The organism is Nocardiopsis coralliicola, assembly GCF_054779695.1.
The window spans coordinates 30,400-56,092 of sequence record NZ_BAAGXT010000003.1 but is presented as its reverse complement, the minus strand read 5'-3'; the positions used below and the strand labels follow the sequence as shown (position 1 = coordinate 56,092).

Sequence of the window (25,693 nt, the reverse complement as noted above, 5' to 3'; positions counted from 1 at the left end):
GCCGCGGCCGGCGCCCTCTCCGACGCTAACGCGACCGGTACCTGCGGCGTTCCGCGCCGGGCCGGACCGCGGAGGCGGGCACTGCGGAGCGGCCCCGGAACCGCTGGTTGACGGCGTTGGGGGCGCGCCGCCGTGTCCACGGGGCCCTTGCAGGCCTCTGGGGGGTCTGTTCTTCTGCTGGGGGTCGCCGCGCTGCTTTCGGGGGTGCGGCCCGGGGGTATTCACACAGCGGAATCGATCAATGCTGATCGGAAGGACACCTGGATGAGCGACACCCGCGTTCTGGGCAGCCGGGCCACCGGAGGCGACCCCTCCCGGCCCCCCGTCTCAGCGTCCGAGCACATCGCGCTTGCGCAGGAGCGATCGGCCCACAACTACGCACCGCTGCCGGTGGTCATCGCCGAGGGCGACGGCGCGTGGGTCACCGACGTCGAGGGCCGGCGCCACCTCGACATGCTCGCCGGCTATTCGGCGATGAACTTCGGCCACCGCAACCCCGAGCTGCTGGCCGCCGCCCACGAGCAGCTGGACCGGGTCACCCTCACCAGCCGCGCGTTCTACAACGACCAGTTCGCTCCGTTCGTGTCGGCGCTGGGCGACCTCGCCGGCAAGGAGCGGGTGCTGCCGATGAACACCGGCGCCGAGGCGGTGGAGACCGCCATCAAGGTGGCCCGCCGCTGGGCCTACGACGTCAAGGGCGTGCCGGACGGCGAAGCCACCATCGTGGTGGCGGGCGAGAACTTCCACGGCCGCACCACCACGATCATCTCCTTCTCCTCCGATCCGGACGCCTACGGCGGCTACGGTCCCTACACGCCCGGCTTCCGCTCGGTGCCGTTCGGCGATGCCGACGCCCTGGCCGCGGCGATCGACGGCACCACCGCAGCGGTGCTCATCGAGCCGGTCCAGGGCGAGGCCGGCGTCATCGTGCCGCCCGCCGACTACCTGCCGCGGGTCCGCGAGATCTGCGACCGCGAGAACGTCCTGTTCATCGCGGACGAGGTGCAGTCCGGCCTCGGCCGCACCGGCACCGTGCGCGCCTGCGAGCACTTCGGTGTGGTGCCCGACGCCTACCTGTTCGGCAAGGCGCTCGGCGGCGGCATCGTGCCGGTGTCGGCCATGGTCGCCGACGAGTCGGTGCTCGGCGTGATCCAGCCCGGCCAGCACGGCAGCACCTTCGGCGGCAATCCGATGGCCGGTGCGGTGGGATCCACCGTGGTGCGGATGCTGAACGAGGGCCCCTACCTGGAGAACGCGCGCGTCCTCGGCGAGCGCCTGGCCGCGCGCCTCAAGGAGTTCGCCGGCAACGGCGTCGCGTCGGCTCGCAGCATCGGCCTGTGGGCGGGCATCGACGTCGATCCGGCGCTGGCCACCGGGCGGGAGATGTGCGAGCGGCTCGCCGAGCGCGGCGTGCTCGTCAAGGACACCCACGGCTCCACGATCCGGCTGTCGCCGCCGCTGGTGATCTCCGAGGAAGACCTGGAGTGGGGTCTGGACCAGGTCGGCGCGGTCCTCGCCGAGCTGCGGGCGCGCAGCAGCCGCTGAGCGGCCGCTGCACCGCGGCCCAGCCGCTCCGCTGCTGCGGCGGCCTGTCCCGGAACCGGGGCGGCCGCCGCAGCGCTGCGGCCTGTCCCCGTGCGCTCCGCAGCGGGCCTGCGCTACTCCACGTCGCGGGCGAGCACGTCGGGCTCGGCACCCGCGACCCGTTCGCGGGCCGCGAAGAGGTCGCGGTCCGGGCCGGAGCGGATCTGCTGCTCCAGGTGGGCGCTGAACGCCAGCTGGCCCGCCGCGTTGGGGTGGAAGCTGCTGCGGTCGACCCGGATGCCCTCGCGCAGGTCGCGCAGGACCACCCCGTTCAGCCAGGAGCCGTCCTCCACGCTCACTTCGTGGCCGTCCAGCGCGTCGTAGACGTCGGCGAACTCCACGCTGCCGGTGTCGCCGGTCGCGGAGAGCTCCGCGTCGGCCTCGGCAGCCGCGTCCTGCAGCCGACCGTTGAACCGCTCGACGACGGTGTTCAGCCACTGCTGGTCTTCGGCGGTCAGCGTATAGTACATGCCGGGCGGCTTCTCCGGGAACAGCCGCGGATAGCCGACCAGCAGGATCCGAGCGTCCGGAGCCTGGCCGCGCACCTCGGCCAGGATGTCGTCGAGGGCGCCGTCGAAGGAGTCCATCCGGTTCTGGATGTCGTCCTCCTGGCCCTGGCAGACGCCGCCGGACACCAGCGGCATCCGCACCATGCAGGTGCGCAGGACCGGCGTGAAGCCCAGGTCGTTGCCGCCGACGCCGAGGGTGACCAGCGACGTGTACTCGGTGATCCGGCTCAGCTGGGACTCCGCGCCGTCCTCGCCGAGGAGGTCGGCGGCCTTCTGCTTGCTGCACGCCTCGAACGCGAAGGCTCCGGCGAAGTCGAAGGAGTCCGCCGTCAGCGACGGGTAGGCGTTCGCGGAGCGCCAGCAGCCCTCGTCTCCGGTGGTGTCGTCCAGATAGTCGCCCGCGCCGTCGCCGGAGGAGTAGGAGTCGCCGAGCGCCGCGTAGTGGCCCCAGGTGGCGGCTTCAACCGGATCGAGGAGGAGCCGCCAGTCCTGCGCGCCGCCGGGCGCACGGCCCACCGGCGGCGCCGGGGTGCAGCCCTGGCCGGTGGCGCGGCACCAGGCGTCGGCGAGTCCGGCGCGGGTCACCGGAACGGCCAGCACGGTGATGGCGAGGACGGCGAGCGCGGCGGCGGTGATAGCGGCCGCGGTGGCCCGGCGGCTCATCGCGGCTCTCGGACGTGTTGGGTGGACAACTGTCCTGCTGCGCGTCGCCCTGGCACGCCCCTCGCGGCGTTCTCCTCAGTCGACAGGAAAACCCGCCCTGACTCCTTCGTCGGCCTTGCGGCGGGTGCACCGGGGCGCCGCTCGCGACGAACGCCATCCACCAAAAACGCCCTGGGCACAGTCCCCCCTCCGGCGTCCGCCGCGGGACGCGCCGATCGTCGCTCGCTCCCTCGGGCACGGGCCTCCCGCGGGGATGCCGGCCAGTGGATCCGGCGCGCGGGGGCGCTGCGGTACCCGTTCCGGCCCGTCTGCCCGAAGACTACCCGCGCCTGCGGGAGCGCTCCGGCCGCCGGTTGCGCGGAACGGGCCCGCGTCCGCACCCGGCCGCCTGCTTTGCGACCGAATGCTCCGTATGGGGGCCGATGTCGCTCCGCGCCCACCCCGGTGATGCGCCCCACAGCTGCGGTGTTGTTCAATAACCTCGATCACGGCGGCCGGTGCGGCACGCTCCGGCCGCGCGGTGCCGTCGCGAGGAGGCGCAAGAATGACGCAGGGACCGCCCCCGGTGCTCTGGACCCCCGGAGCAGACCGGAAGGAGCGCGCCAACATCACCGCGTTCGCGCGGTGGGTGCGCGAAGACCGCGGGGTGGACGTGCCCGAGGACGACTACGCGGCCCTGTGGCGCTGGTCGACCACCGACCTCGACGGCTTCTGGGCGGCCATCTGGGACTACTACGGCGTGGAGTCCCGGCCGGCCCCTTCGCCCGTCCTCGGTGAGCGCGCCATGCCCGGCGCGCAGTGGTTCCCCGGCGCGCAGGTGAACTACGCCCGGCACGTCTTCACCGGCCGCGACCCCGAAGCGGTGGCTATCCGGCACGCCTCGGAGCTGCGCGTCCTCGGCGAGTGGACCTGGGGCGAGCTGGAGCGCCGCACCGCCGCCATCGCTGCCGGGCTGCGCCGCCTCGGCGTCGGCAAGGGCGACCGGGTCGCCGCCTACCTGCCCAACATCGCTGAGGCCGCCGCCGCGTTCTACGCCTGCGCCGCCATCGGCGCCGTGTGGTCGTCCTGCTCGCCCGACTTCGGTACGCGCAGCGTCGTCGACCGGTTCTCCCAGATCGAGCCGAAGGTGCTGCTCGCCGTCGACGGCTACCGCTACGGCGGCAAGGACTTCGACCGCACCGGCACCGTCGCCGAACTCCGCGACCAGCTCCCCGGGCTGGAGCACACCGTCGTCCTCGACTACCTCGGCAGCGGGACCGTTCCCGGCGCGCTCGACTGGTCGGAGCTGGAGGCCGGCGGCGACGGCGCGGTGCTGGAGTTCGAGCCGGTGCCCTTCGGCCACCCGCTCTGGGTGCTCTACTCCTCCGGCACCACCGGTCTGCCCAAGGCGATCGTGCAGGGCCACGGCGGCATCCTGCTGGAGCAGCTGAAGAACCTCCACCTGCACCTCGACGCCCAGGAGGACGACCGCGTCTTCTGGTTCACCACCACCGGGTGGATGATGTGGAACTTCCTGGTCAGCGTGCTGCTGACCCGGGCCTCGATCGTGCTCTACGACGGCAACCCCGGCCACCCGGACATGGGAGCGCTGTGGGACCTGGCCGAGCGGGCCGGCGTCACCGTCTTCGGTACCAGCGCCAGCTTCCTGTCCACCTGCATGAAGCAGGGCGTCCACCCGCGGCAGGGCCGGGACCTGTCGCGGCTGCACGCCATCGGCTCCACCGGGTCGCCGCTCAGCCCCGAGGCGTTCGACTGGTGCTACGCCGAGTTCGGCGGCGACCTGTGGCTCTTCTCCACCAGCGGCGGCACCGACGTGTGCAGCTGCCTGGTCGGCGGCGTGCCCACGCTGCCGGTGTACGAGGGCGAGATCCAGGCGCGCTCGCTGGGCATGGCCGTCGCCTCCTGGGACCCGGACGGCAAGCCGCACACCGGCGAGGTCGGCGAGCTCGTGGTCACCGAGCCGGCGCCGTCGATGCCGCTGTTCTTCTGGGGCGACGAGGACGGCGAGCGGCTCCGGGACAGCTACTTCGCCGTCTATCCGGGGATCTGGCGGCACGGGGACTGGATCGAGATCACCGAGCGCGGCACGGCGGTCATCTACGGCCGCTCCGACTCCACCATCAACCGCGGCGGCATCCGGATGGGGACCAGCGAGATCTACCGCGCCGTGCTCGCGCTGGATGCTGTCGCCGACGCGCTCGTGGTGGACGTGCCGCAGCAGGACGGCGGATCGCGCATCGAGCTGTTCGTGGTGCTCGCCGAGGGCGCCGAGCTCGACGGTGCGCTGACCAAGGCGCTGGCCCGGAGGATCCGCGAAGACTGCTCGCCGCGGCACGTGCCCGACGCGGTCCGCGCCATCCGGCAGGTGCCGCGCACGCTGTCCGGCAAGGTCCTGGAGGTGCCGGTCAAGCGCATCCTGATGGGCGAGTCCGCCGACAAGGTCGCCAGCCGGGACGCGCTGGCCGACCCGGAGGCGCTCGACTACTTCACTGAGCTCGCCCGCGGGAACTGACGGCGCACTGCGCGGCCGGCCCGCTCCGCTCTCCGGCGGCCGCGGGCCGGCCGCGCAGCGTGCGCCGGTGCGCGCTGCGCGGGGCGTCTCCCGCGGGCACTCCGCACGTGCCGGTGCCCCGAGGCGGGCACGGCGCCTCCGCCCTCGGGCTCCCCCTCCAGGAGGGCGGAAGAGCAGCTCGGCGGCGGCTTCGCGGTCCCTCCGCCGCAGCCGTTGCGGCGGCCCGTGCCGGCATGCAGCTCTGGGCTGGGCCGCAGAAGGCCCGGCAGCCGGTGCTCTGCACCTCGGCCGGTGGTGCGCTCGCAGCGCTGGCCGGCTCCGGTGGCGCGGCTCGGCACCCGCGGCCCCTGGACCCGGGCCGGCAGCGCTGCAGCCGGTGTACTCCTGGGCCCCGGGGGAGCGGCACGGCTGGCCGCCCGGGGCCCAGGAGGTCCGGTGCTCGCCGATCGGTGGGCCCTGCCTGCTGCCGGTGCATGCGGTGGCGGTGCTGGCTGGGACCGGCACGCCCCTCGCTGCGTTCTCCTCTCCTCGACAGGGAAAACCCGCCCTGACTCCCTCGCCGGCCGTGCGATGGGCGCACCGCCGACACCGCTCGCGACCAACGCCACCCACCGAACCCGCCCTCGGGCGGAGGAGGACCCAAGGGGGGCAGCCCTGGCAGTGCAGGGTGGGTGTGTCCCGCCGGACCGCCCGTTCGGCCGCGGTTCCGTGGGGCGGCCCCCGGGGGGCAGGGGGCGTGCACCGGCCAGAGGGGTTCGGCCGGGCGGGCATAACGGGCGAACGCGTACGGGTCCGGCGGGCCGTAGGCTGTCGAACGTGACGCAGCACCCGACGGAACCCCCCGCGTCCGGCGCAGCGGGAGGCGGCAGCACGGCCGTCCGGCCCGCAGCGCCGGCCGGCCGCATCGGCGGAGTCGACGCCGCCCGCGCCCTCGCCGTCTTCGGCATGATCGCGGTCCACCTCGGCGCAGGCGCTCTCGGCTTCGCCCAGCTGGCCGACGGCGGCACCGCCGCCCTGGCCACCGCACCGCCGTCCGACGGCGGTGACGGCGGCTGGACCGGCACGCTGCACGCGCTGGCACGCGGCCGCTCCTCCGCCCTGTTCGCGTTCCTCGCCGGGGTGTCGCTGGCCCTCATGTCCGGCGGGACCCAGCCCAGGCGCGGCACCGCGCTGCGCCGCACCGTCGCCCGCATCCTCGTCCGGGCGCTGGCGCTGGCCGTTCTCGGCGCCTTCCTCGACCTGCTCGGCGCGCCGATCGCCATCATCCTCACCTACTACGGCGGCTTCTTCCTGCTGGCGCTGCCGCTGCTCGGCCTGCGCGCCGGGCCGCTGGCCGGCGCTGCCGCGGCCATCGCGGTGGTCGGGCCGCAGGCGTCGTTCCTGCTCCGCTCCGCGATCGGCGACGACGGGCTGCGGGAGAACTCGATCGGCGGGATCACCGACCTGCTGCTGACCGGCTACTATCCGGCGTTCACGTTCATGGCCTTCGTCGTCGCCGGCATGGCGGTCGGCCGGCTGGACCTCCGTGCGCCGCGGGTGCGCGCCTGGCTGGCCGGCACCGGCGCCGCTGCGGCCGCGGCCGGCTACGGCGGGTCGTGGCTGCTGCTCCACCCGCTCGGCGCCCTGGACCGGCTGGCCCTGTCGACGACCCCCTTCCCGGGCGGTGCGTCCGGCTCGGCCGCGCTCCCCGCTGAGCTGCTCGCCTCGGTGCGGGCCGGCGTCGAGCAGGAGATGGGCGACCTGCACGGCCAGGTGCCCACCGACTCGCCGCTGTGGCTGCTCGCCGCCTCGCCGCACAGCGGCACCTCGTTCGAGGCGGTGGGGGCGGTCGGCACCTCGCTGCTGGCCCTGGCCGCCTGCCTGGTGCTGGCGGACCGGCTGGCCGTTCCGATGTACCCGCTGTGCGCGGCCGGCTCGATGGCGCTGTCGGTCTATGTCGGCCACATCCTGGTCATCGCGGCTGAAGGCATGTCCGCCACCGACTTCGCGCCGTTCCGGTGGGAGCTCTTCGTGCTCAGCGCGCTGGTGCTGTGCACGCTGTGGAAGCTGCTGCTGGGCCGCGGGCCGCTGGAGCGCGCCCTGGGGGCGATGGCCGACTCGGGCGCCTCCCTCGTTCCGGACGAGCCCGCCGCGGCCCGCCGCGGTTAGGGCGTGTCGGGTGGGCAACTGTCCGAACGCCACCCGCCAAAACGCGCCCTCAGGACGCCCGGCGCGCCGCGCCGCGTCGTCCCGGTACCCGCATGCGCCTGCGCTCGCCGCACCCTCAGCGCTCAGCGGCCCCCGGCGCTTCCCGGCCCGCCGGCGCCGGCTGCTCCGGCCACTGCGGTGCGCGCTTCTCCAGGAAGGCCGCCATGCCCTCGCGCGCCTCCGGCGTCTGGCTGCTGGCCGCCATCACTTCCAGTGCGATGGCGTAGGCGTCGTCCTCAGGCCGGTCGAACTGCGCGTACAGCGTCTGCTTGCCCAGCGCGGTACTGCGCGGCGCGCCGCGGGTGGCCCGGGCCAGCAGGTCGCGGGTGGCATCGACGAGGTCGGCCTCTGGCACGGCGCTGTTGATCAGCCCCCACTCGGCGGCGGTCCCGGCGTCCACCACGTCCCCGGTCAGCGCCATCTCCATGGCGCGCTTGCGGCTGACGGCGCGGGCCACCGGCACCATCGGCGTGTGGCAGAACCAGCCGCCCTTGCCGCCCGGAGCGGCGAAGCCCGCGTTGTAGCTGGCGACGGCCAGGTCGCAGGAGGCCACCAGCTGGCAGCCGGCCGCGGTCGCCAGCCCGTGCACCTGTGCGATCACCACCTGCGGGACGCTCTGGATGGTACGCATCAGCCGGGTGCAGACGGTGAGCAGGTCGCGGACGCCGTCCAGGTCGGCGGCAGCGACGTCGGCGAAGTCGTGCCCGGCGGAGAACACCGGGCCCGCGCCCGCCAGCACGATGCCGGTCGCGTCGGAGGCGCCGACCTCTTCGAAGGCGGCGGTGAGGTCGAGCATGTGGGCGCGGGACAGGGCGTTGCGGCGCTCCGGAACGTTCATCGTGATCTGCGCGCGGGCGCCGGAGCGGTCGACGAGGACGCGGTCGTGGCTCATGCCGCCGACGCTACGCCGCCCCGCGCCGCCCGTCATGTGTCCCTGCGCCGTGCCGTGCGCTCCCTACCCCTTCTTCCCGCCGCCCTGCTCCTCGTCTGACCCGGCTTCCTCCTGCAGCGCCGCGGTGCGCCGGGCGGCCGGGTCCCAGCCGCCGCCGACCACGCGCAGCTGCACCCACACCGCCGCGCCGAACAGCAGCGCCGCAGCGATGAGCACCAGCACGGCGCCGAGCACGTCGCCCGCGCCGAACGAGTAGCCGATCAGGATGCCGAACCAGCCGAAGTCGGCGTCGCCGAACGTGGTGTTGGCGGACCCGAAGTCGCCCAGCACGCCCAGCAGCAGCGCCGGCAGCACGGTGATGATGACGCCGTTGACGAACGCACCGCACACCGCACCGCGCCGCCCGCCGGTCGCGTTGCCGTAGACGCCGGCCGCCCCGCCGGTGAAGAAGTGCGGCACCAGGCCGGGCAGGATCAGCGCCAGCCCGAACGCCGGATTGACCGCGCTGGCCATCACCGCCAGCGTCACCAGGCCGCCGGCGAAGCTGGACAGGAAGCCGACGAGCACGGCGTTCTGCGCGAACGGGAACACGATCGGGGCGTCCAGCGCCGGGACCGCACCGGGCACCACCCGCTCGGCGATGCCCTGGAAGGCCGGCACGAGCTCGCCCAGGATGGTGCGGACGCCGTAGAGGATGACCGCCACCCCGATGCCGAACTGCAGGCCCTGCATCACCGACTGCATCAGGAAGTGGCCGACGGTCGGGTCGACGCCCTCGGCCGGCGGGAACATGTCCAGCGCCGCGCCGGTGCCCTGGCGCGCCCAGAACAGCAGGGCCACCACGACGTAGATGAGGACCATCGACAGCGCGGTCGCCACCATCGAGTCGCGCAGGAACCGCAGCCCCTCGGGCAGCTTCATGTCCTCGGTGCTGCGGCTGCGGCCGCCCACCAGCTGGCCCGTCGCGCCGGAGGCGATGTAGCCGAGGGTGCCGAAATGGCCGATCGCGATCTTGCCGTCACCGCCCACCGCCCGGGTCCACGGCTGGGCCAGCGCCGGCAGCGCCACCATGAGCACCGCGAGCAGCACCGCACCGAGGGCGACCGCCAGCACCGTGTTGAGCGCAGTGGTGGCCAGGACCATGGTCAGCAGCGTCGCCATGAACAGCGTGTGGTGGCCGGTGAGGAACACGTACCGCAGCGGCGTGAACCGCGCCAGCACCAGGCTCAGCGCGAAGCCCGCGATCATGGTCCAGGCCACCTGCGCGCCGAACTCCTCCTGGGCGATGGCGACGATCGCCTCGTTGGTGGGCACCACGCCCTGCGCGCCCGCGGCGCCCTGGATCATGGCGCCCAGCGGATCGAGCGCCGCGGTGACCAGCCCGGCACCGGCGCCGATCAGCAGGAAGCCGAGGACGGCCTTGAGACCGCCGCCGACGATCTGGCCCACCGAGCGGCGCAGCGCGATCAGCCCGACCGCGGTGATGAGGCCGACCATGTAGGCCGGCACGCTCAGGATCTCGTTGACGATGAACTGGGCGATCGCGAACAGCGCGTCCATGGGCCGCTCCTCGTGTCCGGTCGGATGTCACACGGGTGGGGGAGCCGCCGCGCCCGGCGGCGGGCGGCAGTGGTGCGACGAGGGGCGCACCCTGCGGGCGGACCGGCCGCCGGTCAGGCGGTGGCGTCGGCCAGCGCCCGCTTGACCTCTTCGGCGTCGACGAAGTTGGTGATGATGGCGACCTGCGCGCCGACCGGGCCCAGCTCGTCGGCGAGCTCGGCCGAGGTGAGCACCAGGTCCGCGGTTGCCGCGGCGCCGCGGGCGGTGCCGATGTCGGCGACCTCCACATCGGCGTCGATGCCGAGGTCCTGCGCTGCCCGCTCGGCGTTGGACTTGAGCAGCACGCTGGTGCCGATGCCCATTCCGCACACGGCGAGGATCTTCATACGACGCCCCTTCCAGGTCCGTCAGGTGGGTGCCGGGCCGGCACCGCGGTGGGGTGGGCGGCGGTGCCGCGGATCGGCCGCCGGCGGCGGTGCGGCAGCGGTGCCGCACCGCGGGAGGCCGCTCCCGCGGTGGTCAGGCGCCGGCCTCGGCCTTCTCGTAGCCCTCGATGAGGCGGTGGATCTGCGCCGGGTCGCGGGACTCCTTCAGCGCCCGCAGCCGGTCCTGGTCGCCCAGCATCCGGGCGAGCCGGGAGAGCGCGCCGGAGTGGCCGTCGTGGTCGACGGCGGCGAGCCCGATGACGAGCTCCACCGGGTCGTTCTGCGGGTGCCCGAACAGCACCGGCCGGGCCAGGCCCGCCCACGACATGCCGGTGCGCAGCACCGCGGCCGACGGGCGCCCGTGCGCCAGCGCCAGGCCCGGCGCGATCACGATGTAGGGCCCGTACTCCTCGATGGCGCCGAGCATCTGGCCGATGTAGGCGTCCGTGGCGGCGCCGTCGGCGACGAGCAGCTCGCCGGACGCCCGGACCGCCGCCCGCCAGTCCTCGGCATCGATACCGGTGACGATGGCCTCCACCGGCAGCAGCTGGGACAGGGACGTTTCGGCCATGGGTCCTCCCGCCATCGGAACGCGTGCGCGGCCCGACGGGCGGGCCGCATGAACACGGTATGCCGGGACTGCCGGATTGCAACGGATTCCGGGGGGTGGTTTCGGGCCCTTAGCCGGTGCTTTGCCCCCGCATGGCCGACAGTGCGGCCGCCGCTACCCCTCCGACCGGGGGATCCGGTCGGCGGTGCGCTCCTGGTGGGCGAGGCCGTCGCCGGTCGTGCGCGCCGCGGCGCGGATGTAGCGGCGGGCGTCGTCGGCCGCGGCCCGGACCTCCGCGGGCGCCGCAGCGCCGCGCGGCGCAGCCGCGCCCTCCTCCGGCTCCGGGGGCAGGCCGATGCCGTCCGGCAGACCGGCGCGGCTCACCACCCGCATCTGCACCGACTCCTGCGACACCGACGGCCGGATGTCGCCGGACGGCGTGCGCCAGGCGCGCAGCCGGTGGCGGAGCCAGTCGATGCCCTCGTAGCCCTCGCCGCGCGGCCACGGCACCGAGTCGGGCCGGTGGCTGAGCGCGTGCAGCAGGTCGGCGACCGACCAGCCGGCTGAGAAGAACCGGGCGGCCTCGGAGCGCAGTTCGGCGAAGTCGACGCCGCGCAGCGAGGAGTCGCGGGTGCGGATCAGCTCGCAGGCGCGGTGCACGTCCCGGCCGGTGTGCATGGGCAGCGTCAGCGGATCGGGCTCGCTGGGCGGGGCGAGCAGGCCGTCCTCGAGGGTGATCGTCACGTAGCCCTCGCGCCGGTTCTCCCAGATGCCGATCCGGTCCCGCGGCCAGCCCTGCGCCTCGGCCAGCGACCACGCCAGCCGCCGCAGGTCGACCCCGTCGGATGAGGCGATCCGGATCTCCGCCATGGCGTCCCCCTCCTCCGGTGCCGCGGCCGGCCCGGCCGCCACTGGTCCGCTCCACTCTACGGCGGCCGCCGGGGGAGTCGCCGCCGGCGGCACGGGCGCCCGGGCGGGCCCGTGCCTGCGGGGGTGCGGGGCGTGCGGGAGCCGCAATCCGGGGAATGATCTCCAGCGGGCGCGGCCCGGTAGGGTGGCGCGGGCGATTGTGACCTACACCCCAAATGTGGTCCAGACTCCAACCGGTTGAGGTGACCGTGTGACCGAGGTGCGTGAGGACGGCGGGACGGCGACGGCGCGGTCGCTCCGCGAGGAGCTGCACGGCCTGCCCGGGGTGGACGCGGTCGGTGCGGCCCGCCGCGCCGCTGACCTGGCCACCCGCTCGATCAAGACGACGGCGAAGGCCGCGGCGCTCGACCTGGCGATCCGGATGATCGACCTCACGACGCTGGAGGGCGCCGACACCCCCGGCAAGGTGCGGGCGCTGGCCGCCAAGGCCCGCCGGCCCGACGCCGACGACCCGTCCGCGCCGCCCGTCGCGGCCGTCTGCGTCTACTCCGACCTGGTCGCCGACGCCGTCGCGGCGCTCGGCGGCAGCGGGGTGGCGGTCGCGTCGGTGGCCACCGCGTTCCCGTCCGGGCGTGCGCCGCTGGAGGCCAAGCTTGCCGACACCCGCCGCGCGATCGCCGACGGCGCGGCCGAGGTCGACATGGTCATCGACCGCGGCGCCTTCCTCGCCGGCGACTACCTCAAGGTCGACGAGGAGATCCGCGCGGTGAAGGCGGAGTGCGCCGCAGGCGGCGCCCACCTCAAGGTGATCTTGGAGACCGGCGAGCTCGCCACGCTGGACAACGTGCGGCGCGCGTCCTGGCTGGCGATGCGGGCCGGCGCCGACTTCATCAAGACCTCCACCGGAAAGGTCGCGCCCGCGGCCACCCCGGTGGCCGTCCTCGTCATGCTGGAGGCCGTGCGCGACCTGTACGCCGCCACCGGGCGCCGCGTGGGGGTCAAGCCGGCCGGCGGGATCCGCACCGCCAAGGAGGCCATCCGCAACCTGGTGCTCGTCCAGGAGGTCGCCGGACCCGCCTGGCTCGACCCGGCGTACTTCCGCATCGGCGCCTCCAGCCTGCTCAACGACCTGCTCATGCAGCGCACCCGGCAGCGCACCGGCGTCTACTCCGGGCCGGACCGGTTCTCCCTCGACTGAGCCGGCCCGAGCCCGGGCGCACCGCGCCCACCGAACCCGCCGCACACGACTGAGACCACCGGCCGATCGCAGGCCCTGTTCAGAGGAAGGGGGACGCCGTGGACGGGCAGTCGCCCGCAGCGGGAGCCCCGCTGGAGTACGCGCCGGCGCCGGAGTCCCGCTCCGCCGCCGCCCTGCGCGCGGTCTACGAGCCCTTCATCGACGGCGCGTTCACGCCGGCGAAGAGCGGCGCCTACCGGACCACCGTGAACCCGGCCGACGAGGAGCCGCTCGCCGACGTCGCCGAGTGCGGCGCCGAGGACGTCGACCGCGCCGTCGCGGCCGCACGGCGCGCCTTCGCGGGGGAGTGGCGGCGGCTGTCCGGCGCCGAGCGGGGCAAGTACCTCTTCCGCATCGCGCGCATCCTGCAGGAGCGCTCCCGCGAGCTCGCGGTCCTGGAGACGCTGGACAACGGCAAGCCGATCAAGGAGACGCGCGACACCGACATCCCGCTCGCCGCCGCGCACTTCTTCTACCACGCGGGCTGGGCCGACAAGCTGGCCTACGCCGGTGCCGGGCCCGACCCTCAGCCGGTGGGGGTGTGCGCCCAGGTCGTGCCGTGGAACTTCCCGCTGCTGATGCTGGCGTGGAAGATCGCGCCGGCGCTGGCCACGGGCAACACCGTCGTGCTCAAGCCGGCCGAGACGACTCCGCTGAGCGCCTTGGTCTTCGCCGAGATCTGCGCCGAGGCGGGGCTGCCGGCCGGTGTCGTCAACATCGTTCCCGGCGACGGCGCGACCGGCCGGCTCCTCGTCGAGCACCCGGACGTGGACAAGGTCGCCTTCACCGGGTCGACAGCGGTGGGCCGCGGCATTGCGCGCGCCGTCGCCGGCACCGGCAAGCGGCTCAGTCTGGAACTCGGCGGCAAGGGCGCCAACATCGTCTACGAGGACGCCGCCCTCGACCAGGCCGTGGAAGGGGTCGTGACCGGCGTCTTCTTCAACCAGGGCCACGTGTGCTGCGCGGGATCGCGGCTGCTGGTGCAGGAGTCGATCGCCGAGGACTTCCTGGAGCGGCTGCGCCGGCGCGCGGCGCTGCTGCGCATGGGCGACCCGCTGGACAAGAACACCGACATCGGCGCGATCAACTCCGCCGAGCAGCTGGAGCGGATCCGGACGCTGGCCGGGGCCGGCACAGCCGAGGGCGCCGAGGCGTGGACCGCGCCCTGCCGGCTGCCCGACCGCGGCTTCTGGTTCCCGCCGACGGTGTTCACCGGGGTGACCCAGGCGCACCGGATCGCGCGGGAGGAGGTCTTCGGCCCGGTGCTGAGCGTGCTGACCTTCCGCACGCCGGAAGAGGCCGTCGCCAAGGCCAACAACACGCCCTACGGGCTGTCCGCGGGCGTGTGGACGGAGAAGGGCTCCCGCATGCTGTGGACCGCCGAGCGCCTGCGCGCCGGCGTCGTCTGGTCGAACACGTTCAACCTCTTCGACCCGGCCAGCCCCTTCGGCGGCTACAAGGAGTCGGGCTACGGCCGCGAGGGCGGCCGGCACGGACTGGAGGGCTACCTTGCCTGAGCGCAGCAGCACGCCCGGCAGCAGCGGCCGGAAGGACACCGGCGGCGCCGGCGCAAGCGCAGCTCCCGGGAGCGGCGCCGGTGGCGGGGCCGCTCCGGAGCCTGCTGCACCGGCGCCCCCCGAGAGCGGCGGTACCGCCGCGGGCAGCGGCAAGGCATCGGCGGTGGCCCGCGCCGCGGTTGCGGCGCTGGGGACGCGCCTGGCCAGTGCGGCGGGGCCGGGCCGGCTGCCGGTGCTCAAGACCCGGAAGCTCTATGTGGGCGGGGCGTTCCCGCGGTCCGAATCGGGAAGGTCCTACCCCGTGAGCGCCCACGACGGTACCCACCTGGCCAACGCCGCGCTCGGCTCGCGCAAGGACGCCCGCGACGCGGTGGCCGCCGCGCGCACGGCGTTCGCGGGCTGGTCGGGCAGGGCGGCCTACAACCGCGGGCAGATCCTCTACCGGGTCGCGGAGATGATGGAGGCCCGCCGGGCCGAGTTCGCCGACGAGGTCGCCGCGGCGACCGGCGCGGGCCGCGCGGCGGCCGAGGCGGAGACCGACTCCGCCGTGGACCGGTGGGTCTACTACGCCGGCTGGACGGACAAGGCCGCCCAGGTCATCGGCGGTACCAACCCGGTGTCGGGGCCCTACGACAACCGCTCCACCCCGGAGCCGGCCGGCGTGGTCGCGGTCCTGGCCCCCCGCGACGCCCCGCTGCTCGGCTTGGTGTCGGTGCTGGCTCCGGTGCTGGCGGCGGGCTGCACCGCGGTCGTGGCCGCCGCCGAAGAGCACCCGCTGCCGGCGGTGGCACTCGCCGAGGTGCTGGCCACCTCGGACGTGCCCGCCGGCGCGGTCAACGTGCTGACCGGACGGACGGCCGACCTGGCGCCGCCGCTGGCCTCGCACGCCGACATCGACGCGGTCGACCTCGCGGGCGCCGGGCCCCTCGCCGCGGATCTGGAGGAGGCCGCGGCCGACACCCTCACCCGCGTCGTCCGCCCCGCCCCGGAGGACTGGACCGCCGACCCGGGGCTGTCCCGCCTCGCCCGCTTCCTGGAGATCAAGACGGTCTGGCACCCGGTCGGCATCTGAGCCGCGGCCCGGTCCGCACACCGGCCGCCCGTCCTCCGCGGGTGCGTGCCCGCACGGCGGGGGCGCGGGCCCGGATGCGGGGCCGCGGTCCGCACTGCACGGGCGGCGTGTACGGCGGGGGCCGGACGGTCCCCGGCCCGCGCCGGAGGAGGGGCCGGGCGCCGGCTCCTCCGTTCGGCGGATCCTGCCGTCCGGAAGGCCGCGGGCCCCACCGGGGCGGCCCGGATGCGCCGCCGGAGCCGGAAGCGGTGGCGAGCCGGATCGGCGGGGCCGGCGCTGCCCGGTGCCCCCTTCGGTCCCGCGGTGGCCGTGCAGGTGCCGGGGCTGCGCCGCACGGGATCGGACCGGTGCTGCCGCTGCGGTGGCGCATCGGCGGGGCCGCCCGCCCCGGCGCACCTGCCGGCCGCGGCCCGCCGGCGCAGGCCGCTGCGAGGGGCGGCGCTCCGCCGGACAGGGTTTTGCCGGGGCTTGGCTGCCGGAAGCGGTGCCGCCGGGCATCGGGGCGGGCAGGGATGGGACGGTGGAGGGTCCGGGGTGCGCCCCGAACACGCCCAGGAGGAACGTTGAACCCGCCCAGGAGGAACGTTGAACCCGCCCATCCCCCGCGCGGCAGGCGTCGAACTGGTCCGGCTGGACCAGCCGGGGGCGCGCGCCGAGCGGGCGCGGGCGGCGGTCGGCGGACTGCGGCTGGCGCCGGGCCAGCGCCGGTTCGTCCAGCCCGCGGCCGCCACGCTCCCCGCCGCCGACGCCGACCCCGACCAGTACCCCTTCGCGGTGCTCGCCGAGGGCCGCACCATCGGCTTCGGCATCCTCGACGCGGCCCAGCCCGCGGCGGGCGGCATCGTCCCCGGCGGCGTCGGCGAACTGGCCCGGGACGGCGCCGTGCTGCTGCGGTCGTTCCTGATCACCGTGGCCCGGCAGGGCGAGGGGGCCGCCCGCGCCGCCTGCCGCGCCCTGCCCGGCCTGGCGCGGGAGGTCGCGCCCGCCGCCCGCGAAGTCCTGCTCACGGTGAACGAGGCCAACCCCGCCGCGCTGCGCGCCTACACCGCCGGGGGCTTCGCCGACACCGGCCGCCGCTACCTCGGCGGCCCCGCCGGACCGCAGCAGATCCTGCGGATGGAGCTCCCGTAGCGGTCCTCCTGCGCGGCGGACTCCGCCCGCAGACGAGGGCGTTCTGGGTGGGCAACCGCCTGCTGCGCGGCGCCCTGGCACGCCCCTCGCGGCGTTCTCCTCAATCGAGGAGGAAATAGCCCGGCCTGACTCATTCGTCGGCCGTGCGACGGGTGCACCGCCGACACCGCTCGCGGCAAAACGCCACCCACCCAACACGCCCGAGGCCCCGGCACCAGCGGTTCACCATTGCGGCGGGCAGCCTCTTGGGGGAAGGATCGCCCTGCACCGTGTTCCCGGCCGGCGCGGACTGCGCGGCACCGGCGGCACATCCGGCTGCGCGGCAGCGCCGCGGACCTCCCGTGCCGGGCAGTTGCCCGGCTCCGCGGCCGACCGGCCGCCGGCACCAGGGGCGGACCTGAACCGTCCCCCGTTCAAGAGAGGCGATCCGTGACGACCGACCCCACCGCCCTGGCCCGAGAAGCCGCCGACGAACTGCGCCGCCGCACCGGAAAGGACGGCTTCCGCGCCGCGGTCGTGCTGGGCTCCGGCTGGGGCCCGGCCGCCGAAGAGCTCGGCGACGTCCACGAGGAGTTCCCGGTCACCGAGCTGCCCGGCTTCCCCGCGCCGTCGGTGAGCGGCCACACCGGTGCCGTCCGCGCGGTCCGCTCCGGCGGCGCCGACCTGCTCGTCTTCCTCGGCCGCACGCACCTCTACGAGGGGCACGGCACCGACGCCGTCGTGCACGGAGTGCGGACTGCGGTCGCGGCCGGTGCGCAGAGCATCATCCTCACCAACGCGGCCGGCAGCCTCCGCCCCGAGACTCCGGTGGGCACGCCGGTACTGATCAGCGACCACATCAACATGACGTCCCGCTCGCCGCTGCACGGCGCCGACTTCGTCGACCTCACCGCCACCTACGACCCGCGGCTGCGCGCGCTGGCCCGCAGCGTCGACGAGTCCCTCACCGAGGGCGTCTACGCCGCCATGCACGGACCGCACTTCGAGACGCCCGCGGAGATCCGGATGCTGCGCGCCCTCGGCGCCGACCTGGTCGGCATGTCCACCGCCCTCGAGGCGATCGCCGCCCGCGCGCTCGGCGCGTCGGTGCTCGGCGTCTCCCTGGTCACCAACGTCGCCGCAGGGCTCGCCGAGGGCGGGCTCGACCACGCCGACGTGCTCGCGGCCGGCCGCGCGTCAGCCCCCGACCTGGGCCGCCTCCTCGCCGGCGTCGTCGCCAAGCTCTAGGCGTGCTGGGTGGGCACCTGTCCTGCTGCGCGACGAACGCCACCCACCACACACGCCCTAGCCGCCCGAACGGCGCCCGCTCCGCACGGGGCGGGCGCACCCCTCCGGCAGAAAGGCCGCACCCCCCATGGCGGACGCAGGTCACCCCGCAGCCGGCAGCCCCCCGGCCGGCGGCGCTCCCGAAGCCCCGGACGGCGCAGCGGCAGAGCTGCGCCGCCGCGCCCTCGACTGGGCCGCGCACGATCCCGATCCCCAGACCGCGGAGCAGGCCCGCGCGCTGGCAGCCGAGGGCGGCCCGGAAGCCCTGGCCGACCACTTCGGCGCCCGCCTGGAGTTCGGCACCGCCGGCCTGCGCGGCGAACTGGGGCCGGGTCCCAACCGGATGAACCGGGCGACGGCGATCCGCGCCGCAGCCGGGGTGGCCGCCTGGATCGGCCCGGGGGCGCGCGCCGTGATCGGCTATGACGCCCGGCACCGCTCCGCGGACTTCGCCCGCGACACGGCGGAGGTCCTGGCCGGCGCCGGATGCGAGGCGGTGCTGCTGCCGTCCGCCCTTCCCACGCCGGTGCTCGCCTATGCGGTGCGGGCGCTGGAGGCCGACGCCGGCGTGATGGTGACGGCGAGCCATAACCCCGCCCGCGACAGCGGCTACAAGGTCTACCAGGGCGGCGCGATGGGCCCGGGGGGCGGCGGGGCGGAGCGCGGCGCGCAGATCGTCGCGCCGGCGGACGCCGCCATATCCGCCGCCATCGACGCCGCGCCGGCCGCTGACGCCGTGCCCCGCTCGGCGGACTGGCGGTGGGCGCCGGACAGCATCACCGGCGACTACGTCGCGGCCCTGGGCGCGCTGCCGCTCGGCACGGAGCGCGGACTGTCGGTCTGCTACACGCCGCTGCACGGCGTCGGCGGCGCCGTGCTGCCCCGCGCGCTGGCGGCCTTCGGGTTCGCGCCCCCGCACACCGTCGCCGAGCAGGCCGCACCCGACCCGGACTTCCCGACCACGCCGTTCCCCAACCCCGAGGAGCCCGGCGTCATGGACGCGGCGATGCGCGCGGCCGAGCGCATCGGCGCCGACCTGGTGGTCGCCAACGATCCCGACGCCGACCGGGCCGCGATCGGCGTCCCCGGCCGGCGGATGCTCACCGGCGACGAGCTCGGCGGGCTGCTCGCCGACTGGGTCCTGGCCCGCACGTCGGGGCCGCGCTCGGTGGCCACGACGATCGTGTCGGCAGGGCTGCTGCCGAAGATCGCGGCGCGTTACGGGGTGCGCTGCGCCGAGACGCTGACCGGCTTCAAGTGGCTGGTCCGCGCCGAGCGGCCGGGGGAGCGGCAGGTGTTCAGCTATGAGGAGGCGCTCGGCTACTGCGTCGGCGGGGACGCCGGGCGCCCAGTGCACGACAAGGACGGGATCGGCGCGGTGCTGGCCGCCGCGGCCCTCGCCGCCGAGGCCAAGGGCCGCGGCCGCACGGTGCTGGACCTCGTCGACGACCAGGCGCGCACCTACGGACTGCACGCCACCGGGCAGGTGTCGCTGCGTACCCGGGACGCCGGACGCATCGCGGCGGTGATGCGCCGGCTGCGGGCGGCGCCGCCCGCAGCACTCGGCGCACTGGCGGTGGACGGCGCGGAGGACTTCGCCCCGGGCCTCCGCGGCCTGCCGCCCACCGACGCCCTGAGGCTGCTGCTCAGCGGCGACGCGGAGGGGCACCCCGTGCAGGGGCGGGCCACCTTGCGCCCGTCGGGTACCGAACCCAAGCTCAAGGCCTACGTCGAGGTGTCCCTCCCGCCGGTCGCCGACCCCGCCGCCGCCCGGCCGGCCGCCGACCGCGCCCTCCGAGCGCTGCGCACGGCTGTCAGCGAGCTGCTCGGCACCTGAGCGGTGCGGCCGGCTCCGCTGCGAGAGGAAGGCGGGGAGGCGCGGCGCCGGGACGCCGCCGGTGGGGAGGGGCTCCCGGACACCGGCGGGGCCGGCGGCGGAGCGCTACTGGGGCCGGACGACGGGGCGGTGCACCACCTCGTCGATGACGGTGAGGGTCTGGGTGGCGGTGACGCCCGGGAGCGACTGGAGGCGGGTGAGGATCAGGTCGCGCAGCTGGTCGGTGTCGGAGACGCGGACCAGCAGGACGATGTCGGCGGACCCGACGACGTACCAGCAGTACTCGACCTCTTCGTAGGAGGAGAGCACCTCGCGGTTGGCGCGCCAGTCCGGCTGGCTGCCCGAGATCAGCACCAGCGCGGTGACGCCGAGGCCCATCCGCGCGTGGTCGGCGATCACCGAGTAGCCGCGGATGATGCCGTCGTCGGTGAGGCGCTTGATGCGGTTGTAGGCGGTGGCCCGGGACACGTTCGCCGTCGCCGCGATCTCGGTGATGCCGGTCCGCGCATCGTCGGCGAGCGCGGAGATGATGACGTCGTCGGTCGCGTCCGGCAGCCGCGCGCCGCGGCGGCCGCGGCGCCCGTCGGTCCCGTCCGCTGGGCGGTGTGCATCCGCCCGGTCGCGTGCCGGGTCCGCGGACGACGCGTCCGTTCCGGGTCGGGGGTCCCCGTGAGCCATGCGGCGTCTCCTGGTTCTGCTGGCGGCAAGTAATGGATTACCAGTACTGCAGTGTTACAAGGGTGAACCGCAGGGGTCCATTTTCATTGTGGACGGCGGGACGGAAGGCGGCGCGGAGCAGCCCGGCGCCGCCGGTCTAGGATGAGGCCCCCGGATCCGCCGGGCCACCGCGCGCGGTGCGGCCGGCGCCAGCGGGAGGAGGCGCCGATGCCGGTCGAAGAGGCGGTCCGCAGACGGGTCCGCGGCTTCCTGCCCGCCGGCGAGGAGATCCGCTACCTCTTCCCCGCCTCCTGGAACGAGACGGTGTTCTTCCTGGTCGCGGTGACCGACTCCGCGATCACCGTCATCTCCAACCGCTTCTGGAGCCGCACCCGGCCGCGCGGCATCTGGCACGTGTTCCCGCGCTCGGTCCGGATCGGACCCGTGGAGACCGGGCTGATCCCGGTGTTCGAGCTGGGCGGGCACGCCTTCGAGGTCGACGACGAGTACGTTCCGGTGATCAACGCCTGCGACGCCGAGTGCCACGGCGGTTTGCCCGAGGACCCGTTCCCGGACCTGTAGCCGCGGCGCCGGACGCGCGGGGGTGCGGCGGGCGGTGCGCTCCACCATCGGTCCACCGCCCTCCCACCCGGTGCGGGTGTCCGGACCCGGGCTCTGTTCTGCCGGGAAAACCGCTGAGTTAATTAGACGAACACGGACATCATTCCACGTGCGGTGCTCGAATGTATCGTCTTTTCTCCGATATCTAGCGCAATTGTCCATCTCCTGTCCAGAATCGGGGCGAGACGACTGCGCAGCGGGGTTCCGGTCCGGATGGCGGGATCCTCCTGTTTGGTCCGGAGCGGCTCGGCAACGGCGCCGTGCCGCTCCGCTCAGCCGCAGCCGGCTCCGGAGCCCCGTCGGCTCCGGGCCCCCGCCGCGCTTGGAGAACGGAGTCGATCCGCATGGCGATCACGAGCCCCGGGCCCCGTCCCGCGGAGCCCCCGGCGCACGGTGCGGCCGTGCCGCCCGCGCCGAACGGCCGCGTGCCGGATGGGACGGGCGAACCGTCCGGTTTCGGCCGGAAGGCGGCGCCGCGCACCCCCGAGAGCTCCGGCGCCGACTGGCTCCGCCGCTGCTACCGGCTGATGCTGGCCGCGCGCCGCATCGACGAGCGCGCCATCGCCCTGCAGCGCCAGGGCACCTTTCCCGCCTACGTCTCGCTGCGCGGCCAGGAGGCGGCGCAGGTGGGCTGCGCTTTGGCGATGGACGCCGAGCGCGACTTCGCCTTCCCGACCTACCGGGAGATGGCCGTCGCCCTGGCGCTGGGGGTCGACATGCCGGGCTACATGGCGAGCCACCGGGCGCTCTGGCACGGCGGCCTGTACGACGCGGCTGCCGCGCGCTTCGCCCCGGTCAACGCCGTGGTCGGCGGACCGGTGCCGCACGCCGTCGGCTGGGCCGTCGCCGAGCAGCTGCGCGGCGGCACCGGCGCGGCCGTCGCGTTCTTCGGCGACGGTGCCAGTTCGCAGGGCGACGTGCACGAGGCGATGAACTTCGCCGGCGTCTACGGCGCCCCGGTCGTCTTCTTCTGCCAGAACAACCGGTGGGCGCTGTCGGTCCCCAACGGCAGGCAGGTCGCCGGCGGCTCCGTCGCCGCCCGCGCCGCCGGCTACGGGATGCCCGGTGCGGCGGTCGACGGCGACGACCCCGCCGCAGTGCACGCGGCTGTCTCCGAGGCGCTGGAGCGGGCCCGCGCCGGAGGCGGCCCCACCCTGATCGAGGCGCTCACCTACCGGCTGGAGCCGCACTCCACCTCCGACGACCCGCGCCGCTATCGGGACGCCGCCGAAGAGGACGCGGCCCGGGCCCGCGACCCGCTGCCCGCGCTGCGCGACCGGATGGCGGCCGGCGGCGCCGGCGACACCGCCTTCTTCGAGGCCGCCGAGCGCGCTGCGGCCGAACAGGCCGAGGCGGTGCGGGACGCGGTGGCCGCGCTGCCCGAGCCGGGCGGCGCCGAGCTGTTCACCCACGTCTTCCGCGAGCCCACCGAGGAGCTCGCCCGGCAGCGCCGCCAGTGGCGCGAGGAGGTGGAGCAGCCGTGAGCGGAACCGCCACCGCGACCGGACCGGGCGCCGGGAGCCCGCAGCCGCAGCCCCCCGGCCCGCAGGAGATGACGCTGCAGCAGGCCGTCAACGCCGCGCTGCGCACCGCGCTCGCCGAGGACCCCGCGGTCACCGTCTTCGGCGAGGACGTGGGCCGGCTCGGCGGCGTCTTCCGCGTCACCGACGGCCTGCAGGACGCGTTCGGTGCCCATCGCGTGTTCGACACCCCGCTGGCGGAGTCGGCGATCGTCGGCATGGCGGTGGGCATGGCGATGAACGGCCTGCGGCCCGTTCCGGAACTGCAGTTCGACGGGTTCGCCTACCCGGCCGTCGACCAGATCATCGACCAGCTGGCCCGGATGAACTACCGCAGCCGCGGTGCCCTGCCCATGCCGGTGACGCTGCGGCTGCCCAGCTTCGGCGGGATCCAGGCGCCCGAGCACCACGGCGAGAGCCTGGAGGCGCTCTTCGCCCACGTGCCCGGGCTGAAGGTCGCCGCGCCGTCCGACCCGGGCGACGCCTACCGCCTGCTGCTGCAGTCGGTGCGCAGCGATGACCCGGTCGTCTTCATGGAGCCCAAGGCCCGCTACTGGGCGCGCGGCCCAGTCCGCACTGGCACCGGCGCCGACGCCGCCGGCGACACGCCGGAAGGGCGCAGCAGGGTGGTCCGCGAGGGCCGGCACGGCACCCTGGTGGCCTGGGGGGCGATGGTGCACCGCTGTGTACAGGCGGCCGAGCTCGCCGCCGAGGACGGCGTGGAGCTGGAGGTGCTCGACCTGCGCTGGCTGAAGCCGATCGACGCCGACGGCCTGGCCGCTTCGGCGGAGCGGACCCGCCGGGTGGTGGTGGTGCACGAGGCGCCGCGCACCGCCGGCCTCGGAGCGGAGATCGCGGCGCTGGTCACCGAGCGCGCCTTCGGGGCGCTGGCCGCTCCGGTCGAGCGGGTCGCCGGGTTCGACGTGCCCTACCCGGCCGGACCGCTGGAGCCGCAGTACCTGCCCTCCGCCGACCGCATCCTGTCCGCCGTCCAGAGGACCCTGGAGTACCGACGCCGATGAGCCGCGAGCAGACCTTCCTCCTCCCCGACCTCGGCGAGGGACTCACCGAGGCGACCGTCCTCGACTGGCGCGTGGCGCCGGGCGACCGGATCGCCCGGGACGAGCCGCTGGTCGAGCTGGAGACCGCGAAGTCGGCCGTCGAGGTGCCGTCGCCGTTCACCGGCACCGTTGCCCGGCTGCACGCCGAGCTCGACGAGGTCGTCGCCGTCGGCGCGCCCCTGGTGACGGTCACGGCGGACGGCAGCCCGGACGGGGCCGGGGGCGCCGCCGCGGCAGGCGCACCTGCCGCCGGGATTGTGGGGACCGTGCCCGACGACGGGGCGCAGCCGGCGCGGCGCGTGCGGCTGCGGCCTCCGGAGGACCTCGGCTGAGCGGCGCAGGCGCGGAGCACGGCCGGAGCGGAGCGGTTGCGGCGGCCCGCCGGCTGTGCGGAGTGCGGACCGCGCTGCCCGCAAGAAACCGACACGGAGTCGTAAACCAGTCATTGGGCGAAAGAGAGCCAGAAAAGGGCGCAATCCTGTCGGCTGTCCGGCCGGCCGCGGGCCGCATTTCCCGCGCCCCGGACGGTTCCGCATCGAACCAGTGGGAATCACGGCCGCGCCTGCCGCGGTTTGGCCGCGGAAGGCCGCCGGGAAATTCCGCCGCAATGCGCCGGGAACCGCCCCGCAATGGGCGACGGATTCCCCGGTCCGGTGCCGGGGCCGCCCGGTCCGCTATTCGCGGTCGGCTCCGCCCTCCCGGCAGGGGTTCTGCCGGGGCGCCCCGCGGGCGGTGCGGCAGGGAACGGAGTGCCCGGCAGTGTTTCTCTCCGTTTGCACGCGGGACATAGTCCGGAACCCGAGTGAACGACCGAAACTGACGGACGCACCCCCACGGAATCGGTGGACCATGGAACGCCTCAGCGAACGCATCCGCACCGAGCGCGCCATCGGCTCGCTCCCCCTCCACTGCACGCTGCTCACCCCCGGCGAGGACGGTCCTGCCGCGCCTGCCGCGCCCCCGGTGCTCTTCCTGCACGGCTTCGGCTCCGACCACGCGGCCACCTGGGAGCAGTCCGGCTGGCCGGCCGCCCTGCCCGGCCGCACCCTCATCGGCGCCGACCTCCCCGGACACGGCGGAAGCGGCGGTGCCGCCGAGGCCGCCTGCACGCCCAGCGCCGTCTGCGCCCGCCTCACCGAACTGCTCGACGCACTCGGCGCGGGCGCGGTGGACGTGGTCGGCTACTCCATGGGCGCCCGCAACGCCTGGGAACTCGCCCTGCGCGCACCGTCCCGGGTGCGCAGCGCGGTGCTCGGCGGGTTCGGGCCGCGGGACCCGTTCGCGGGCGCCGACCTGCGCCGGCTCGACACCGACCCGTCCCCCTTCGGGGAGCTCTACCGCGCTGCGGCAGGCCGGCCCGGCGCCGACCCGGAGGCGCTGGCGGCCTGCGCACGGGGCCAGGCCGCCGAGCCCTTCGCGCCCGAGCCCGTCCCGGCGGCGCCGCTCCTCTTCGCGGCGGGGGAGCGCGACACCATCGCGGAGGGGGCCGATTCCCTCGCCCGCGCCTGCGGTGCGCGGCTCGTCCGCATCCCGCGCCGCTCCCACGTGTCGGCGCCCGCGGCGCGCGCATTCAAGGAGGCTGCGGCGGCATTCCTCGGGTTCGGCCCGCCCTAAGGCCCGAACCGGCTCCCTCGCCGCGGGCGGCGGGCGCACCTGCCGACACCGCTGCGCGCCCCGGGGCGCGCTGCGCGCCGCGCTCGGGGCGGCGGAGCGATGGGCGCGGCCTGCCGCCCGCAGGGCGGGCTGCGGTTATAGCGGGACCGAATCTGAAATCCGGCGCGGAGGTAAACGCGGCCCCGTGTCCGAATATCGGGTCCTGCCGCGAATACGGCGCGTGTCCGCCGCGCTGCGGTGTGCCGCCCCGGCGTGTCGCGGCCGGGTCGGGGAATCACCGAATCAGCGGGAATGCCGCGCCGCAGGGAAGTGCCCGGACCGGAGAGTCCGACAACGGTCGCCTCTCGCCTTCATAACAACCTTTCCCCGGGCATTGGTGGCAATTCTCCCGCACGGATATCGTCCCGC

The 25,693-nt window shown here is 75.2% G+C and carries 21 protein-coding genes; 14 read left to right on the top strand and 7 right to left on the bottom strand.

Going from position 1 to position 25,693, the window contains the following annotated elements; genetic code table 11:
* Positions 1-264 precede the first annotated feature (264 nt).
* Positions 265-1,545 (top strand): ornithine--oxo-acid transaminase, encoded by a 1,281-nt coding sequence (gene rocD, locus ACYVGT_RS03650; protein ID WP_460854938.1) that lies wholly within the window; start codon positions 265-267, stop codon positions 1,543-1,545.
* A 113-nt stretch (positions 1,546-1,658) separates the two neighbouring features.
* On the opposite strand, the gene ACYVGT_RS03645 is transcribed toward rocD, so the two are convergent.
* Complete coding sequence (locus ACYVGT_RS03645; RefSeq protein ID WP_460854937.1) at positions 1,659-2,756, bottom strand: SGNH/GDSL hydrolase family protein; 1,098 nt, start codon at positions 2,754-2,756, stop codon at positions 1,659-1,661.
* 544 nt (positions 2,757-3,300) lie between these two features.
* Here ACYVGT_RS03645 and ACYVGT_RS03640 point away from each other — a divergent pair.
* Both ACYVGT_RS03640 and ACYVGT_RS03635 read left to right on the top strand, forming a co-directional pair.
* On the top strand, positions 3,301-5,268 hold the full coding sequence (locus ACYVGT_RS03640; protein WP_460854936.1) for an acetoacetate--CoA ligase: 1,968 nt from the start codon (positions 3,301-3,303) through the stop codon (positions 5,266-5,268).
* 816 nt (positions 5,269-6,084) lie between these two features.
* The gene (locus ACYVGT_RS03635; protein ID WP_460854935.1) at positions 6,085-7,416 is read left to right on the top strand and encodes a heparan-alpha-glucosaminide N-acetyltransferase domain-containing protein; all 1,332 of its coding nucleotides are present in this window, start codon (positions 6,085-6,087) and stop codon (positions 7,414-7,416) included.
* 115 nt (positions 7,417-7,531) lie between these two features.
* On the opposite strand, the gene ACYVGT_RS03630 is transcribed toward ACYVGT_RS03635, so the two are convergent.
* From ACYVGT_RS03630 to ACYVGT_RS03610, 5 genes are all read right to left on the bottom strand, one after another.
* The gene (locus tag ACYVGT_RS03630; RefSeq protein ID WP_460854934.1) at positions 7,532-8,347 is read right to left on the bottom strand and encodes an enoyl-CoA hydratase-related protein; all 816 of its coding nucleotides are present in this window, start codon (positions 8,345-8,347) and stop codon (positions 7,532-7,534) included.
* 63 nt (positions 8,348-8,410) lie between these two features.
* A complete protein-coding gene (locus ACYVGT_RS03625; RefSeq protein ID WP_460854933.1) occupies positions 8,411-9,907 on the bottom strand; it encodes a PTS ascorbate transporter subunit IIC in 1,497 nt (498 codons plus the stop codon).
* 113 nt (positions 9,908-10,020) lie between these two features.
* Positions 10,021-10,293, bottom strand: coding sequence for a PTS sugar transporter subunit IIB (locus tag ACYVGT_RS03620; protein ID WP_460854932.1), 273 nt, complete (start codon positions 10,291-10,293; stop codon positions 10,021-10,023).
* A 133-nt stretch (positions 10,294-10,426) separates the two neighbouring features.
* Positions 10,427-10,903, bottom strand: a complete 477-nt coding sequence (locus tag ACYVGT_RS03615; protein ID WP_460854931.1) for a PTS sugar transporter subunit IIA — start codon at positions 10,901-10,903, stop codon at positions 10,427-10,429.
* 153 nt (positions 10,904-11,056) lie between these two features.
* Positions 11,057-11,752 (bottom strand): hypothetical protein, encoded by a 696-nt coding sequence (locus tag ACYVGT_RS03610; protein ID WP_460854930.1) that lies wholly within the window; start codon positions 11,750-11,752, stop codon positions 11,057-11,059.
* Between the two features lie 250 nt (positions 11,753-12,002).
* On the opposite strand from ACYVGT_RS03610, the gene deoC reads away from it, so the two are divergent.
* From deoC to ACYVGT_RS03580, 6 genes are all read left to right on the top strand, one after another.
* Positions 12,003-12,950: a deoxyribose-phosphate aldolase gene (gene deoC, locus ACYVGT_RS03605; protein WP_460854929.1), complete on the top strand. Its 948-nt coding sequence runs from the start codon at positions 12,003-12,005 to the stop codon at positions 12,948-12,950.
* A gap of 98 nt (positions 12,951-13,048) precedes the next feature.
* Positions 13,049-14,506: an aldehyde dehydrogenase family protein gene (locus ACYVGT_RS03600; protein ID WP_460854928.1), complete on the top strand. Its 1,458-nt coding sequence runs from the start codon at positions 13,049-13,051 to the stop codon at positions 14,504-14,506.
* A gap of 187 nt (positions 14,507-14,693) precedes the next feature.
* On the top strand, positions 14,694-15,578 hold the full coding sequence (locus ACYVGT_RS03595) for an aldehyde dehydrogenase family protein (RefSeq protein ID WP_460855127.1): 885 nt from the start codon (positions 14,694-14,696) through the stop codon (positions 15,576-15,578).
* Between the two features lie 585 nt (positions 15,579-16,163).
* The gene (locus tag ACYVGT_RS03590; RefSeq protein ID WP_460854927.1) at positions 16,164-16,709 is read left to right on the top strand and encodes an N-acetyltransferase; all 546 of its coding nucleotides are present in this window, start codon (positions 16,164-16,166) and stop codon (positions 16,707-16,709) included.
* Between the two features lie 429 nt (positions 16,710-17,138).
* Positions 17,139-17,936 (top strand): purine-nucleoside phosphorylase, encoded by a 798-nt coding sequence (locus tag ACYVGT_RS03585; protein WP_460854926.1) that lies wholly within the window; start codon positions 17,139-17,141, stop codon positions 17,934-17,936.
* 127 nt (positions 17,937-18,063) lie between these two features.
* Positions 18,064-19,812, top strand: a complete 1,749-nt coding sequence (locus ACYVGT_RS03580) for a phospho-sugar mutase (RefSeq protein WP_460854925.1) — start codon at positions 18,064-18,066, stop codon at positions 19,810-19,812.
* Between the two features lie 105 nt (positions 19,813-19,917).
* Here ACYVGT_RS03580 and ACYVGT_RS03575 read toward each other — a convergent pair whose 3' ends face one another.
* Complete coding sequence (locus tag ACYVGT_RS03575) at positions 19,918-20,490, bottom strand: Lrp/AsnC family transcriptional regulator (protein ID WP_460854924.1); 573 nt, start codon at positions 20,488-20,490, stop codon at positions 19,918-19,920.
* A gap of 207 nt (positions 20,491-20,697) precedes the next feature.
* Between ACYVGT_RS03575 and ACYVGT_RS03570 the strand changes: the two genes are divergently transcribed.
* From ACYVGT_RS03570 to ACYVGT_RS03550, 5 genes are all read left to right on the top strand, one after another.
* A complete protein-coding gene (locus ACYVGT_RS03570) occupies positions 20,698-21,051 on the top strand; it encodes a hypothetical protein (RefSeq protein WP_460854923.1) in 354 nt (117 codons plus the stop codon).
* A gap of 566 nt (positions 21,052-21,617) precedes the next feature.
* Positions 21,618-22,574, top strand: coding sequence for a thiamine pyrophosphate-dependent enzyme (locus ACYVGT_RS03565; RefSeq protein WP_460855126.1), 957 nt, complete (start codon positions 21,618-21,620; stop codon positions 22,572-22,574).
* A 68-nt stretch (positions 22,575-22,642) separates the two neighbouring features.
* Positions 22,643-23,632 carry an alpha-ketoacid dehydrogenase subunit beta gene (locus ACYVGT_RS03560; RefSeq protein ID WP_460855125.1) on the top strand — a complete coding sequence of 330 codons (990 nt, stop codon included), beginning with the start codon at positions 22,643-22,645 and terminating at the stop codon, positions 23,630-23,632.
* Positions 23,629-24,003: a biotin/lipoyl-containing protein gene (locus tag ACYVGT_RS03555; RefSeq protein WP_460854922.1), complete on the top strand. Its 375-nt coding sequence runs from the start codon at positions 23,629-23,631 to the stop codon at positions 24,001-24,003. The genes ACYVGT_RS03560 and ACYVGT_RS03555 overlap by 4 nt, the downstream gene beginning before the upstream one ends.
* A 517-nt stretch (positions 24,004-24,520) precedes the next feature.
* Positions 24,521-25,285 (top strand): alpha/beta fold hydrolase, encoded by a 765-nt coding sequence (locus tag ACYVGT_RS03550; RefSeq protein WP_460854920.1) that lies wholly within the window; start codon positions 24,521-24,523, stop codon positions 25,283-25,285.
* Positions 25,286-25,693 lie beyond the last annotated feature (408 nt).

Coding starts and splice junctions, on each gene's coding strand:
- ACYVGT_RS03560 (WP_460855125.1), top strand. CDS start 22,643: ATGACGCTGCAGCAGGCCGTCAACGCCGCGCTGCGCACCGCGCTCGCC.
- ACYVGT_RS03575 (WP_460854924.1), bottom strand. CDS start 20,490: ATGGCTCACGGGGACCCCCGACCCGGAACGGACGCGTCGTCCGCGGAC.
- ACYVGT_RS03555 (WP_460854922.1), top strand. CDS start 23,629: ATGAGCCGCGAGCAGACCTTCCTCCTCCCCGACCTCGGCGAGGGACTC.
- ACYVGT_RS03610 (WP_460854930.1), bottom strand. CDS start 11,752: ATGGCGGAGATCCGGATCGCCTCATCCGACGGGGTCGACCTGCGGCGG.
- ACYVGT_RS03550 (WP_460854920.1), top strand. CDS start 24,521: ATGGAACGCCTCAGCGAACGCATCCGCACCGAGCGCGCCATCGGCTCG.
- ACYVGT_RS03570 (WP_460854923.1), top strand. CDS start 20,698: ATGCCGGTCGAAGAGGCGGTCCGCAGACGGGTCCGCGGCTTCCTGCCC.
- ACYVGT_RS03615 (WP_460854931.1), bottom strand. CDS start 10,903: ATGGCCGAAACGTCCCTGTCCCAGCTGCTGCCGGTGGAGGCCATCGTC.
- ACYVGT_RS03645 (WP_460854937.1), bottom strand. CDS start 2,756: ATGAGCCGCCGGGCCACCGCGGCCGCTATCACCGCCGCCGCGCTCGCC.
- ACYVGT_RS03565 (WP_460855126.1), top strand. CDS start 21,618: ATGCTGGCCGCGCGCCGCATCGACGAGCGCGCCATCGCCCTGCAGCGC.
- ACYVGT_RS03630 (WP_460854934.1), bottom strand. CDS start 8,347: ATGAGCCACGACCGCGTCCTCGTCGACCGCTCCGGCGCCCGCGCGCAG.
- rocD (WP_460854938.1), top strand. CDS start 265: ATGAGCGACACCCGCGTTCTGGGCAGCCGGGCCACCGGAGGCGACCCC.
- ACYVGT_RS03620 (WP_460854932.1), bottom strand. CDS start 10,293: ATGAAGATCCTCGCCGTGTGCGGAATGGGCATCGGCACCAGCGTGCTG.
- ACYVGT_RS03640 (WP_460854936.1), top strand. CDS start 3,301: ATGACGCAGGGACCGCCCCCGGTGCTCTGGACCCCCGGAGCAGACCGG.
- ACYVGT_RS03625 (WP_460854933.1), bottom strand. CDS start 9,907: ATGGACGCGCTGTTCGCGATCGCCCAGTTCATCGTCAACGAGATCCTG.
- ACYVGT_RS03580 (WP_460854925.1), top strand. CDS start 18,064: ATGGCGGACGCAGGTCACCCCGCAGCCGGCAGCCCCCCGGCCGGCGGC.